We start from the raw sequence: 13943 nt of genomic DNA on the forward strand, positions 1-13943 counted from the left end.
TGCTATTGCTCCTCTAAACGTATTTTTACAGCATTTGCGTGGGCATCTAATCCTTCTGCATCCGCTATAGGTAAAATACTATTAGCAAGCGTTGTTAAACCTTGCTTACTAATAGTTTGTACTGTGTAAGTTCTAAAGAAATCCATTAAGTTGAGCGCAGAATACACTTGGCTGTATCCATATGTTGGTAAAACATGGTTTGTTCCAGATGCATAATCACCTGCAGACTCTGGCGTGTAGTCACCCACAAATAATGAACCAACATTATAAAACTTATCGGTTAACTCACTGGCATTACGTGTTTGTACGATTAAGTGTTCAGGCCCATATTGATTAGATACCTTAATTGCTTGCTCTATACTTTCAACCAAAATAAAAGGTGAATTGGCCAGTGCTTGCTTTGCAATATCGGAACGGCTTAACACTTGAAGTTGAACGTCAATCTCCTGTTTAACCTGGTCTATTAAGGTTTTATCATCAGATAACAGCACTACTTGTGAATCAGCCCCGTGTTCTGCTTGTGATAGCAGGTCTGAAGCTACAAATTTAGGATTTGCACCAGAATCAGCAATCACTAACACCTCAGAAGGACCTGCTGGCATATCAATAGCAAGTCCTGTGCATTGTTGTGCAACCAATTGCTTAGCCATAGTCACAAAGCTATTACCAGGACCAAAAATTTTGTTTACTTTCGGTATAGACTCGGTGCCATAAGCCATTGCTGAAATGACCCCTGCGCCACCTGATTTAACTAACGTAGTTACACCACATAGTTTTGCAGCATATAAAATTGCAGGATTAACGTCTTGCTCACCTTTAACAGGTGTGGCCAGCACAATTGTTTCAGCACCACTTAGCTTAGCAAGTGATCCCTGCATCAATACTGAGGAAGGCAAAGGCGCAGTGCCTCCAGGTACATATATACCAACAGCATTTATCGCTTGGTAACGCAATTCACATACCACACCAGGTTGGGTTTCTATTACCTTAGTCTGTGGTAATTGCGCTGCGTGAAACTTTGTAATATTTGCAAATGCTTGGTCGATTGCCGCTTTTAAGTTATCACTAATCAATTCTCCCGATTGCTCAATCTGAGATTGAGGCACGATTAAAGAATCACAGAAGTTTTTATCAAACTCGCGATTAAACTGCTTAAGCGCGTTATCACCCTCATTTTTTACACTTTCGATTATACGCTGCACATTTGATTGCAGTGTTGAAACGTCTTGTTGCGCTGGACGTGTTAACAGCGCTGCTTGTTGCTCACTACTGAGCGCTGACCAAATTTCCACGACTTACTCCATCATTTTTTCAATTGGCATTACAAGAATGGAACTGGCACCTTTTTCTTTAAGTGCTTCCATTGTTTCCCAAAATAATGTCTCACTTGACACCATGTGTAAGGCAACTAAGTCATCAGTACCAGCAAGAGAGAGCACGGTCGGTTTACCAGTCCCTGGCAGGAGTTCACAAATTTCATCAAGACGTGATTTTGGCGCGTGCAACATGATGTACTTGCTTTCTTTTGCTTGACGTACAGCCTTTAAACGCGGCAGTAAAGTATCAAGCAAAGCTTGTTTTTGTGGGTTATCCATTGCAGGGTTTTGGATTAGACAGGCATTTGATTCAAGGATTGTTTCACCTTGCAATAAACCATTTGCTTCGAGTGTTGCACCTGTTGAAACTAAATCACAAATTGCATCGGCAAGGCCAGCACGAGGAGCAACCTCTACAGAACCGGACAACAATACAGTCGATGCGTTGATACCTTGTGCTTTTAAAAATTGTTTTAATATTTCAGGATAAGTTGTGGCTATTTTTTTTCCTTCAAACCAGCTAAGCGGTTGCTGACCTAATTCTTGGGGCCAAGCCAGTGCAAGACGACAATAACCAAAATCAAGTTTTGCCAGTTTAGTCACATTTGCGTTTAATTTTTGTGCTTGTCGTTCTGCTTGGCTTTCAACCAGCACATTTTCGCCAACAATACCTAGATCACATACGCCATCCATCACTAATCCAGGGATGTCATCATCACGGACACGTAGAACATCAATAGGCATATTAGTCGCATGTGCAATTAAACGTTGCTCGCGCAAATTTAGCTTTACACCGAGCTGTTTAAGTAAGTCCTGACAGTCTTTTGATAAACGACCAGATTTTTGAATTGCAATGCGTAGACGGTTGTTATCACTCATTTTCTCATTCCCAATAATTAATTCTAAAATTCAATAAATTTATTTTGGGCTATAAAAAAGCCCGAGGTTGTCCTCGGGCTTTTTTTAGAAGCTTAGCCAGAGGACACGTTATCGGAATAGCCCTCCAGCGAAATACCTGAAAGCTATTCCGTTATATGATGGTGATGAATAGTGTTCAGAGTATTTAGCATGATTAAAACCTTAATAATTAGTTTAAAGCCAGCATCTTTTGGCTTATGTGCTTATAGGAAAACATCATTTTTTGGTAATTGCAATTCAATTGTGAGTGAAAATTGTGAATAATATATTTCAAAATAAATAAAAGCTTTAAAAACAGTGCTTTGTGTTTTTAATGTTTTTAACAAAATCTTGCTTGTATAGGCCTGTATATACAAGTAAAGCTTGGTATTTTAAGGTTTTAAAGTGCTTTTTGTTGTGTAAAAGCCGAAACCATTCTCTTTGTAACATGGTTAACATAAATGGTTGTTGCTCAGGTATGAATTGGCTATAAACTAAACAAACACAACTTAATAAAAAACTGATTGCTTTAATGAAAAGTCAAAAACGGTCGATAAATAATTAAAAGAAAACAGGAGGCAAATGTGGATATTTTAACGCCTTTTCTGCCTAGGATTAATTTTGTTACCCCGGTAGAAAAATCGACACTATTTGTCGCTGGTGTAAGCGATAATAAGACTACAAAAATTCGTTTAAAGAAAAACGAAACGACACTCTATGATTTAAAGAAACAAAAAGAAGAAATAAAAAAAGAAAACCTTACCCCCGACTCTGATGACGAACATATAGATACATGGGCGTAATACCTTTTTTCATTTATTTACGCCACTTTTCATTTATTAATAGTCCAAAACAATATTCAACGTACTCTATTAAATTCATTGGGAGAATTTAATATGAAGTGTATTTGTGGAAATGAATTAAAAATGTGGCAAGGTTATGGGGAAGTTGGTTTGGGATGTGAATGTGGTGTTTCATTCCTACCGAAAACACACTGGGCAGCTTTAAGTTATAGCAGTAAATTTAGTTGTGCCGAGTTTGATATGCTAATACAAGAGAATACAGGGACATGCACGACTCATGCTTGCCCGCAGTGTTTTAATATTCTTAAACAATACAAAACCAACGATTTATCGTTTAAACATTGTAGTCAATGTTCTGGTATTTTAATGACGGTTAAAGAGGCTATAGGGTATTTTGATTATTTCAAAATTCAAAATAATTCAAATAAACACATATCAATAATCGCAGATTTACCATTATTTAATCTATTTTTCTAAAAGCTTAAAGAACACATCATACTTTGTGTGATATTAAACAAATCGATACAGAATTTAAATTCTGATACAAGTTGAACAACAAACCTAACTGCGTTAGTAATGGTATATAAAATACGGTTGTATATTTCACATTTGCATTAAATGTGAAATATATATAACCATTTATCTTAATACATATTGAACAAGGTAAACTAAATTTATTAACCAGCTTTTTGATATTGAAATTTAGGGTTTAAATTCAACCAAACTAGACCAAAACCAATGATATAGTGTTCTAAATTATGTGATTTTATTTGCTCTCGTAACTTACTTGTCTCATTTTCATTCTCTGAAATTAAACTTAGAGTCTGATCTAACAATCTCATGTTTAATCCTGAGTAATTATATTGGTACATTGGTTTTGTTTGTTTACCAAATTTGGCATTTAATCTAAGTTTACTTGCTAATCCAGGGTATGTAGCAGTGAAGCTAAGTCCTTTATTTAACGGCTGCTGTGTTTTATCCCAAGGCAACTTAGCAAGTTTCGGTGATACATCTTCAATAAATTTTCGATGAAATTTACTATGCAATTTTAAGCCCGCAGGAAGGTTAAGCATTGTGTTAACTACATCATCATTTAAAAAAGGATGCATACGGTTATAGTAGCTATCAAGCAATTGCTGACCTGCTACCACCATCCTCTGGCACCGAGCTGTTAAGTAAAATATGTCTGCTTGCTTAGTAGCAGGCAATCCGGAATTGATTGAATTTTCGAAGACAGACTCTATTCTATTCAAAAGCGTACTTTCAGATATCAATGATGCTAGTATGGGGTGGGTTTGTTTGATTAATTCTTCTTTTATATAACGCTTTATGCGTGGAATTGTCCATGTATTAAGGGCCTTAAAATCAAATAAACTAAACCCAGGCATTCCTCTATCATAGTAAAACGCTCTATATGTTTCAGCACCTGTGCCTGTCACTAAACTTCTACCCATTGTATATATAACTATTTCTTCATCAATGAGGGCATGAGCATGATGAAAGGGTACTTCACCCATACTCGCTTTACTAACACGTTCAATGGTTGAATGTGATAAATTTGTTTTAAAACTAGTTGGATGAAAAAGTGTTAAACCACAGGCATTTGCCAGGGCTTTTGCGTAAGAGACATCTGTACTATTAGCAACACCATAACATAGGGCATCTGGTTTTAAGTTTAGTAAGTCGCATACCGCTAAAATTGCACGCGAATCTAGTCCACCAGAAAGTGATATAAGAGTGTTATTGTCTGCTTTTAGACAGTTTCTAACTGATTCTATTAAGGCTTCTTTCGCATCTTTGTAGCTATGAGAAGAGGTATTAGTTACAAGACGGTTGAATGTCTTTTTAATCGTATGTTTACCGCTATTTACCTCTATACTACATAGTGTGCTGCCAGTAATGTGCGTTGTATTTTCGATAATAGAGCTGGTGTCAAACAATTGTCCTAGTGAGATAATTTCACGCATAGCAGATTTATTGAATTGCAAAGGAGACTCTAAGCTGGTTTGAAGTGCCGTACGTGAACTAGCTAATAGGGTGTGTTTACTATCTTTATATAGTAACACGGGGAAGGAGCCATATTTATCAGCAGCACAGTATATCGATTTGGCTATTTTGTTAATTAAAATCCAGCTTCTGCCACAGTAGGATGTAAAATTGTTTGATAATAAATCTAGAATTATTGTTTTATCTACATGTTTGTAAGAAACATCACCCCAAATTAAAATATCGAACTCAGAATTTGTATAGCGAGTCACTGTTGTTGATAATTTAAAGTCTTCAATATGAATGCTATACCAGTTGTTATTGACCAGTTTATTATTTTGTAGGGTAACACTTAACTGAGACATAGGAATTTCCTCGCTGGTTTATTAACTTTCAAAAGCAAATTGCATTCCTACACTAACAAACTGTTTTAAATGAATTAATTTTAAACGGATACCGCATTTTGCAAAATGCAAAGCATAATAACTCCTTTTTTAAAATGAAAATGTGAATTAAAAGATAGGATAAAGCGTTTATCCAATTAAACAGTTAAAGAATACTATTTTTGCTCTTATCAGGGGCCAATAGGTCAAAACATTAAAATATTAATAATATTTACAACCTTTTTTAAATTGATAACGACTAATGTATAAATCAATGTGAAATTGGGATGTAAATTGTGGAAATCGGATATTTCTTTGCGCAATATGGCATGCTTTTAAGCTTGCTGCTTTCACCTGTAGCTAGCTTATTATTGTGTTATTTAGCGTTTCAATTGCTGCTGAAGCCAGAGCAACAGGCACTTTGAGCGTTTATTTTTTTTAAGATCACTAAATTACCAACTTAATATCACTTTTTTTGATTTTTTTGCTTAAAAAATAGCAAATACGTATTGCCAAGCTAGGAAAAATGCATAACTATAGGGTCTGCAAAGGCAAAATAATAAAGATAGGAATCTATAATGAACAAAGCACAATTAGTTGAAAAAATCGCTGCGGACGCAGAAATTTCTAAAGCAGCAGCAGCTCGCGCATTAGACGCATTCACTGGTGCAGTGTCTACATCATTAAAAGACGGTAACTCAGTTGCGCTAGTTGGTTTCGGTACATTCTCTGTAAAAGCACGTGCAGCACGTACTGGCCGTAACCCACAAACTGGTGAAGAAATTCAAATCGCTGCAGCTAACATCCCAACTTTTAAAGCGGGTAAAGGTCTTAAAGACAGCTGTAACTAATTACTAAAGTTATCATTTTAATAACTTTAAAAAGGAGCTAAAAGCTCCTTTTTTATTTCCTGTGATTTACTTTGGTCGTAATGCTTTATCACCACGACTTAAACCAACAGCTCCAGAACGAACAACTTCAATAACCTCAGTCTCATTTTTTAATGTATCAATAAATGAGGCAAGCTTATCGACAGCACCTACAAGTTGCAGTGTGTAAGTTGTTTTACCCATATCCAAAATAGCTGCACCAAAAATATCAACCACACGCGTAACCGCTGCACGCGTTTTTTCTTCATGCGCCATTACTTTAACTAACAATAACTCACGTTCTATATGGCTCGCATCACTAAGATCGATAACCTTATGCACATCGACAAGTTTATTCACCTGCTTAGTGATTTGTTCAAGAATACGGTCGTTCCCTGTGGTTGTAATTGTAATACGTGATAATGAATCATCATCGGTTGGACCAACAGTCAAACTATCAATGTTATAGGCGCGTTGAGAAAATAGACCAACGATACGAGAAAGGGCACCTGGTTCGTTTTCTAACAAAATACTTAAAATATGACGCATTATGCTTTTACTCCTTTCTTTAACCACATATCGTCTACTGCCCCATGTCGAATTTGCATTGGGTATACATGTTCAGATTCATCAACATTAATATCTATAAATACAAGGCGGTCTTTATGCGCAAAGGCTTCTTTTAGTTTTTCTTCAAGCTCGCTTGGATGGTCTATTCGCACCCCTACATGACCGTAACTCTCTGCTAATTTAACAAAGTCAGGTAATGACTCCATGTAAGAACATGAGTGTCGACCTGAATAAATCATATCTTGCCATTGGCGAACCATACCTAGCGAGCGGTTATTCAAAGACACAATTTTTACCGGTAAACCATATTGCATGCAGGTTGATAATTCTTGAATATTCATTTGAATTGACCCATCACCTGTAACACAAACAGATTCTTTTTCAGGGAAGGCAAGCTTAACACCCATGGCTGCAGGAAATCCAAAACCCATCGTGCCGAGGCCGCCAGAGTTAATCCATTGGCGTGGTTTATCAAAAGGGTAATATTGTGCAGCAAACATTTGATGCTGTCCTACATCTGAACTGATATAGGCATCACCGTTAGTAACCTTATATAAAGCTTGAATAGCAGCTTGTGGTTTGATTTTTTTGTCCTCGCTGTCAAAACTTAAACAACGTTGTTCCCGCCAATTATTGATTTGACGCCACCAATCTTCCTGCGCAGCACGATCGATTTGAATATCACTTTTATTAATAGCAGCTTGTAACTGTTCAAATACGGTTGCTAGATCGCCAACAACTGGAATATGGCAGTGAATCGTTTTCGAGATTGATGTTGGATCGACATCAACTTGAACGATTGTGGCATTCGGACAGAATTTTTTAACATTATTAGTAACACGGTCATCAAAACGGGCACCTAAAGCGAGAATTACATCTGCGTTAGCCATTGCCTTGTTCGCTTCTAGGTTACCGTGCATTCCCAGCATGCCGATAAAGTTAGGGTGTGTACCAGGGATACCGCCTAAACCCATTAATGTATTCGTGCAAGGGGCGTTAAGTTTCTCAACTAAGTTGGTTAATTGTTCAGATGTATCTGATAATACAACGCCGCCACCTGAATAGATGACTAAGCGTTTTGCGTTTAAAATAGCATTAGCTGCTTTTTTAATTTGCTTTGGATGACCTTTAGTATTTGGACTATAAGAGCGCATCGCAATATCGTCTGGCATAATATAATCAAACGAAAGCGCGGGGTTAAGAATGTCTTTTGGTAATTCAACTACTACAGGACCAGGTCTACCTGATGCGGCTAAGTAAAATGCTTTTGCAAGTGTTTCAGGGATCTTTTCAGCGTCACGACAATTAAAACTATGTTTTACTATTGGGCGAGAACACCCCACAATATCGGTTTCTTGGAATGCATCGTCACCAATTAGATTTGTCGGAACTTGGCCTGATAACACAACCATTGGTATTGAGTCCATGTATGCAGTTGCAATGCCGGTAACACAGTTTGTTGCCCCGGGTCCAGATGTTGCCAATACAACACCAACTTCACCTGTAGCACGAGCAAATCCATCGGCCATATGGGTCGCAGCTTGTTCGTGACGCACTAAAATATGATCAAGTTCATTTTCGGCGAACAAGGCATCGTAAATATCCAATACGCTGCCACCGGGGTAACCAAAAATATATTTAACCTTTAATGCTTTTAATGCTTGAACAACCAGTTCAGCACCAGACATTTTATTACTGTCCATCCTCATTCCTCTGTGCAGTAGATAAAAAAAACCCCCGCTTATTGCGGGGGCTTATTAATTTATTATGACAAAAATTACTAATAGCTCCCCGCTGGTGACTTAAGTAAGACCAGGACGAAGACTGTTAGAATTAAGATAATTGTCATTAAAATTGCTCTAAAAAAATATTAACGTATTTGTATTATTTTTGTTAAGTATTGTCAACGGTGAATCAAGCAAAAGACATAAATAATTTAATATTTTCAAAATAAAAATTGAAAATGTCATTTTATATGGTTTGGTTAATTAAAAAGGGAATATTAATGCGTTTATTTAACATTGCATGCAATTTGGGTTGGTTTTGTCTTATTTACGGATGTAAAAATTTATATTTATATAAAATAAAAAAAGGCCCAGATGGGCCTTTTTTTTGAATGGTTATTTGCTTTCTTTTTTAGCTTTTAACTTAGCTGCATGGTCAATTTTATACTCTGGCATTTCTGATTTACCTTCAAGTAAATAGTTATCCATCCAGCGCATTAGACGTAGACTATAATCATACTTTGCAGCCATACGTTTATTACCATGACCTTCACCTGGGTAGTAAATAAGACGAACGTCTTTACCTTGCACCTTCATGTAACGATAGAGCTCCATTGATTGTGCTGGGTGAACACGCGGGTCGTCTTTCCCGTGCATAATAAGTAATGGTGTTTTAGACTGTCCAGCCCAATAAATTGGTGAGCGTTCTAAATACCACTGCCATTTATCCCATGGGTATGAGCGAGCGTGTACCAAGTGCATCTCATTCGAAATATCGGTTGTACCAAACTTAGATAATTGGTTAGTTACACCAACAAACATTACTGAAGTAGCAAAGTGTTCAGTCAGTTTTGTTGCAGCCCATGCAGACGCATAACCACCGTATGAACCACCAGTAATACCTACACGTTTAGTATCAACTAGGCCTTTATCTACAAGGTGTTGTTTAAAGCGAACAAGGTCATTGAACTCTTCCCCTGCGTAGTCATTTTGACCTAGTTTAGAATAATCAACACCTTTACCGGTTGAACCGCGATAGTTAGGGTAAAATACAGCGTAACCGCGGGCAGCTGCAACTTGACCTGGACGTGAGTAGTTAGTTACCCAACCGTCTTTGTCGTGACTTTCAGGGCCACCGTGTACCGACATAATAAGCGGATATTGAGTACCTTCTTGATAGTCTAGAGGGTAAACAAGTACGCCATCTAATCGCGTACCATCTTCCGCGTTAAATGATATCGTTTCTTGTTTTGCTAAACGCTTGTCATTTAGCCAATTATTTGAGTTTGATACGCGAATTTCTTTTTTGCCACGAAGCATAAATGCTTCAGATGGGTGTTTACGTGAGTGACCAGAAAAAGCGACTGTCTTATCAGAATCAGAAATTGATAAACGTCCGGCAATTAATTTACCGCGCTTAAGTTTCGTTTTGTATTTACTCGATCCTGGCTTGATAGTTGCGATAAAGCTTTCTGTATCAATTTGTGCAACAAAGTGAAGGGTATTTGATTTATTTGCCCATTCAAAATCGCTGATATGGCCAGCAAAATTTGGTAACCAGTTTTCAATTTTACCTGTTTCAGTATTAGCTAGGTATAATCGACCTGTCGCAGGATCGTGTTTATCTTCTGCTCCAAGAATAGCAACATATTTGCCATTTGCAGAAAATTCAGCAGCACCTAGTTTTCCTTCAGTAGCAAACGAGGTAACGACTTTATTATTTGTTAGGTCATAGATATGCCAAGTTGACTTCATGTACTTATCATCAATAAGTGCGCTTGGTTGCGTTTTAACAAGCAGCTTTTGAGCATCACTTGACCAGTTTACATCGCTCACATACTGGTCGATTGCTAAGCCATCTAATTTAACGGCGTCTTCGTTTATTGCTAAATCAATAACCATTAATTCAGCTGTTGTTAAACCAAGTTCGTAAGTCTCGGCTTTAAAGCCTAATTTTGCTAACTCTTTATCTGTTTTAGGTTTAGCTGGTTTTGCAATAATAGCGATTTTTTTGTTATCTGGGCTTAAATCATAAGATGAGATTGAAGTACCTTTAAGCGCGATAACTTTTTGCCATTGACCACCATCAACAGGAATACGATAAATTGTTCTAAATTTATCTTCTTTAAATTTAGCTAAAAAATAGACAAATTTACCGTCAGCAGAATACTCAAGACTTGAGATATTAACCTTACCAGTGATAAAAGGGCGTTCATTGCCTTTAGCATTTGTTAAGTAAAGTTCACTGTAATTAAAACCATCTTTTTCAACATAAATTTCACGTGGTACCGAACGGGTAAATGCTACAGAATCACCATCAGGGCTGATAGCTGTTTGTCCAACTGATTGAATTTTGGTTAGGTCTTCGAGCGTAAGTGTCTCATTTGCAAATGTTGCAGTAGCAGCCATGCTTAATGCAACAGTTAAGGCAGATTTTATTAGTTTCATTGTGTCCTCATTTACTGATTGTCAGCGAGAGTAGTCTAAAATGGCAGAGATAAAAGGCAAGAAAATGCGATAAAAAAAGGTGACCTAAGTCACCTTTTACGATTTTATAAAGCTTCGATAACAGCTTGTGTAAAGTCAGTGGTACCGTGGCTACCACCTAAGTCGCGTGTGGTGCGATCACCTGTTTTAATAACATGGGCAATTGCATTACGGATACGTTCAGCTTTATCTGCTTCACCTAAATACTCAAGCATTTGAATAGATGCTAAAATTACAGATGTTGGGTTTGCAAGGTTTTTACCAGCAATATCTGGCGCACTACCGTGTACTGCTTCAAAAATTGCTGCATCTTGACCGATATTTGCGCCTGGCGCCATACCTAAGCCACCAACAAGTCCAGCACATAAATCAGAAAGAATATCACCGAATAGGTTAGTCGTAACCATTACATCAAATTCTTCAGGGTTCATCACTAGCTTCATACAAGTTGCGTCAACAATCATTTCAGCTGATTCAATTTCAGGGTAGCGTTCACCTACTTCTCGTGCAACTTTTAAGAACAGTCCTGATGTTGATTTAAGGATGTTTGCTTTATGAACAGCCGTTACTTTTTTACGGCCTTCACGTTTAGCAAGCTCATACGCAAATGTAACAATTTTCTCAGCACCTTCACGAGTGATTTTTGACATTGCTTCTGCTTCAGAACCATCTTCTGATACTACTTGACCAAGGCCAGAGTACATACCTTGTGTATTTTCACGGATAGTGATGATATCAATATCATCATAACGTGCTTTAGTGCCTTCAAACGACTTAACAGGACGGACGTTTGCGTACAAGTTGAATTTTTTACGTAATGTCACGTTAATTGAAGTAAAGCCTTCACCAACAGGAGTTGTAAGTGGGCCTTTTAAAGTGATTTTATTTCGTTCGATTGCTTCTAACGTTGCTTGAGGTAAAAGTTCACCTGTATTTTCAAGCGCTGTTAGACCAGCATCAACAAATTCATATTCAAAATCGCAACCAACTGCATTTAAGATCTCAAGCGCTGAATCAATGATGCTTGGACCGATACCATCGCCTTTAATAACCGTAATGGTTTGCTTAGACATTAAATTTTCCTTTAACTGAATCTATATACCCGACTGGGTATGGTAGTACGTGAGATTGTTTAGAACGAATATGACATTCGTATTAACTGATTAGTTATTTATGTCATCTCGTATTATTATTCAACGGTCATTTATAGCAATTTTCTCAAAAATAATCCACAAAACACCGATAAATGACGCGATAAGATGTTAGAAAAGGCTATTTACAGGACTAATGTCTAATAAATTGTCTAAATAATTATCTAAATTTTCTATGTTAAGTTGAGTTGTAGCAATATTTAGCTGTTGTTTTAAATGTGCTGGCAGGTCGGTGAGGTGTTGTCCCAAAAATACTGCGTTTATCAAGACTAAATGCAAAAAACACGCACTTTGCATAGGTGATGCATTATTCATATCAAAATCAGCAGTACTAATCTGATAAAATGGATTGGTTTTGATTACATCAGGCATAACCACTTTTTGAAACGTATAAAAGTTTAATAATGTATCTATTTTATTTACACGGGCATTAGGCAAGCGTGTATCCGTTGATAGAATAAGACCATAAGGGTGTAACTTTAAATAAAAAGCAATGTATTTAAGTGCATAATTAATAAGTTTTTGGCAAGGGAAGTGAACATCAATGGTTTTATAATATTCGATAAATTTTACTAAGGTTGTTAGACGGCTCTCAACTGTATACCAGTTCACCTTTCCCATGGCACTCAATCGCTGCATCAATTGTTGGTTTTCTAACAGATCAGGGAGTTGTTCGACTCCCAATAATGCAATTGCATGACGAATATCATTAATGGGTTTATCGCATACGCGATCACTTAAATTCATTACAAGGGCATGTGCATTGGGGTTTTTATTTAATTCATTTAATAATTTGCCCATACTTAGGTCGGTTGCTTTTCTAATAGCGTTTAAATCATTGCGTGAGAAATACTCGTCGACAAAAGGTTTAGATACAACGTTTTTGAGCTCAGGCAATTTTGACCAAGTATTATAAAAAGCTGAATCATGTTTGGAAATGGTTAATCCATTGTCAATTACCGAAAGTGAATTGTTAAGTTCTGTGTGGGTATTATTAACTTGGTCGTAGCATAAAAGTTTTTTATTTGTGATTGAGCCCAGCACCAAATATTTATTGCCTTCAAAATAGAGCGACTCTCCCGGTAAGGGGGTATTGAAAATTGAAGCTAAACGCACTAGTAACGAGTTGTCATAGGCCTGTTTTGTGTTCAGGTAAATATGAGCAAGTGAATTACGTAAACTTAACCCTTTATAATTTTTTGTGGGTGTAATTTGCTTTGCCAGTGAATATGCCAAGTGAATAATGGCATAGTGCTGGGAATAACAAGGGCGCTGTTTGATTGCACTAGTTAGTTGAGTTTGAATTAAAGGCAATTTATTTAAATGAGATTTAAATAATACATAGCTTTGCCTAAAGCGCTGTTGATATGCATTACGCTGGTCAACCGTTAACTTTTTACCATGACTAACGGTATTTAATATGTCTCTGATGGTGATTAGCTGCGAAATAGCAGATTGAATGAGCTTGACCATTGCAATACGGTTTAAGCCAGAAAGTTGAGCGATAAAACAAATAATGAAACTCTGACGCATTAATAAGTTAGACGCATAGTCACGTTGTGCATCATACGCATTAAAATAAGCGAAAGCTAACTGTTGATTTGTATTAAAAATGGATTCAATTTGGGTAGCAGAACTGACAAGTTGCGGGTAAACACGATCCCAATTTTTTTTATCTTTATACAGGTTAAATAACGTTTCAACACTGTTAAGGCAGTTGTTTAGTTGTTCGCTTGGTGTCACTCATACATCCGTCA

General features: G+C 37.0%; 11 protein-coding genes. 3 read left to right on the forward strand and 8 right to left on the reverse strand.

The genetic code is table 11. The features are described from left to right. Positions 1 to 2: 2 nt before the first annotated feature. Both hisD and hisG read right to left on the reverse strand, forming a co-directional pair. Positions 3 to 1292, reverse strand: a complete 1290-nt coding sequence (gene hisD, locus OM33_RS18425; RefSeq protein WP_040135788.1) for a histidinol dehydrogenase — start codon at positions 1290 to 1292, stop codon at positions 3 to 5. Positions 1293 to 1295: 3 nt separating this feature from the next. Next, positions 1296 to 2195, reverse strand: coding sequence for an ATP phosphoribosyltransferase (gene hisG, locus OM33_RS18430; RefSeq protein ID WP_040135790.1), 900 nt, complete (start codon positions 2193 to 2195; stop codon positions 1296 to 1298). 602 nt (positions 2196 to 2797) lie between these two features. On the opposite strand from hisG, the gene OM33_RS18435 reads away from it, so the two are divergent. Both OM33_RS18435 and OM33_RS18440 read left to right on the forward strand, forming a co-directional pair. Continuing rightward, the gene (locus tag OM33_RS18435) at positions 2798 to 3016 is read left to right on the forward strand and encodes a hypothetical protein (protein ID WP_040135792.1); all 219 of its coding nucleotides are present in this window, start codon (positions 2798 to 2800) and stop codon (positions 3014 to 3016) included. A gap of 93 nt (positions 3017 to 3109) precedes the next feature. After that, positions 3110 to 3493 carry a zf-TFIIB domain-containing protein gene (locus OM33_RS18440; protein ID WP_040135794.1) on the forward strand — a complete coding sequence of 128 codons (384 nt, stop codon included), beginning with the start codon at positions 3110 to 3112 and terminating at the stop codon, positions 3491 to 3493. A gap of 200 nt (positions 3494 to 3693) precedes the next feature. Here OM33_RS18440 and OM33_RS18445 read toward each other — a convergent pair whose 3' ends face one another. Beyond that, positions 3694 to 5367 carry an asparagine synthase-related protein gene (locus tag OM33_RS18445; protein ID WP_040135795.1) on the reverse strand — a complete coding sequence of 558 codons (1674 nt, stop codon included), beginning with the start codon at positions 5365 to 5367 and terminating at the stop codon, positions 3694 to 3696. A 596-nt stretch (positions 5368 to 5963) separates the two neighbouring features. On the opposite strand from OM33_RS18445, the gene OM33_RS18450 reads away from it, so the two are divergent. Beyond that, on the forward strand, positions 5964 to 6236 hold the full coding sequence (locus tag OM33_RS18450; RefSeq protein ID WP_040135797.1) for an HU family DNA-binding protein: 273 nt from the start codon (positions 5964 to 5966) through the stop codon (positions 6234 to 6236). A gap of 66 nt (positions 6237 to 6302) precedes the next feature. On the opposite strand, the gene ilvN is transcribed toward OM33_RS18450, so the two are convergent. From ilvN to OM33_RS18475, 5 genes are all read right to left on the reverse strand, one after another. After that, positions 6303 to 6803 carry an acetolactate synthase small subunit gene (gene ilvN / locus OM33_RS18455; protein ID WP_040135799.1) on the reverse strand — a complete coding sequence of 167 codons (501 nt, stop codon included), beginning with the start codon at positions 6801 to 6803 and terminating at the stop codon, positions 6303 to 6305. Beyond that, positions 6803 to 8527, reverse strand: coding sequence for an acetolactate synthase 3 large subunit (locus OM33_RS18460; RefSeq protein WP_040135801.1), 1725 nt, complete (start codon positions 8525 to 8527; stop codon positions 6803 to 6805). Before OM33_RS18460 ends, ilvN begins: the two co-directional genes overlap by 1 nt. A 417-nt stretch (positions 8528 to 8944) precedes the next feature. Beyond that, positions 8945 to 10957, reverse strand: coding sequence for a S9 family peptidase (locus OM33_RS18465; protein ID WP_407681057.1), 2013 nt, complete (start codon positions 10955 to 10957; stop codon positions 8945 to 8947). A gap of 143 nt (positions 10958 to 11100) precedes the next feature. Further along, a complete protein-coding gene (locus tag OM33_RS18470) occupies positions 11101 to 12108 on the reverse strand; it encodes an isocitrate dehydrogenase (protein ID WP_040135804.1) in 1008 nt (335 codons plus the stop codon). 189 nt (positions 12109 to 12297) lie between these two features. After that, complete coding sequence (locus tag OM33_RS18475) at positions 12298 to 13929, reverse strand: hypothetical protein (protein WP_040135806.1); 1632 nt, start codon at positions 13927 to 13929, stop codon at positions 12298 to 12300. Positions 13930 to 13943: the final 14 nt, after the last annotated feature.

The organism is Pseudoalteromonas piratica (genome assembly GCF_000788395.1).
GTDB classification, from domain to species: domain Bacteria; phylum Pseudomonadota; class Gammaproteobacteria; order Enterobacterales; family Alteromonadaceae; genus Pseudoalteromonas; species Pseudoalteromonas piratica.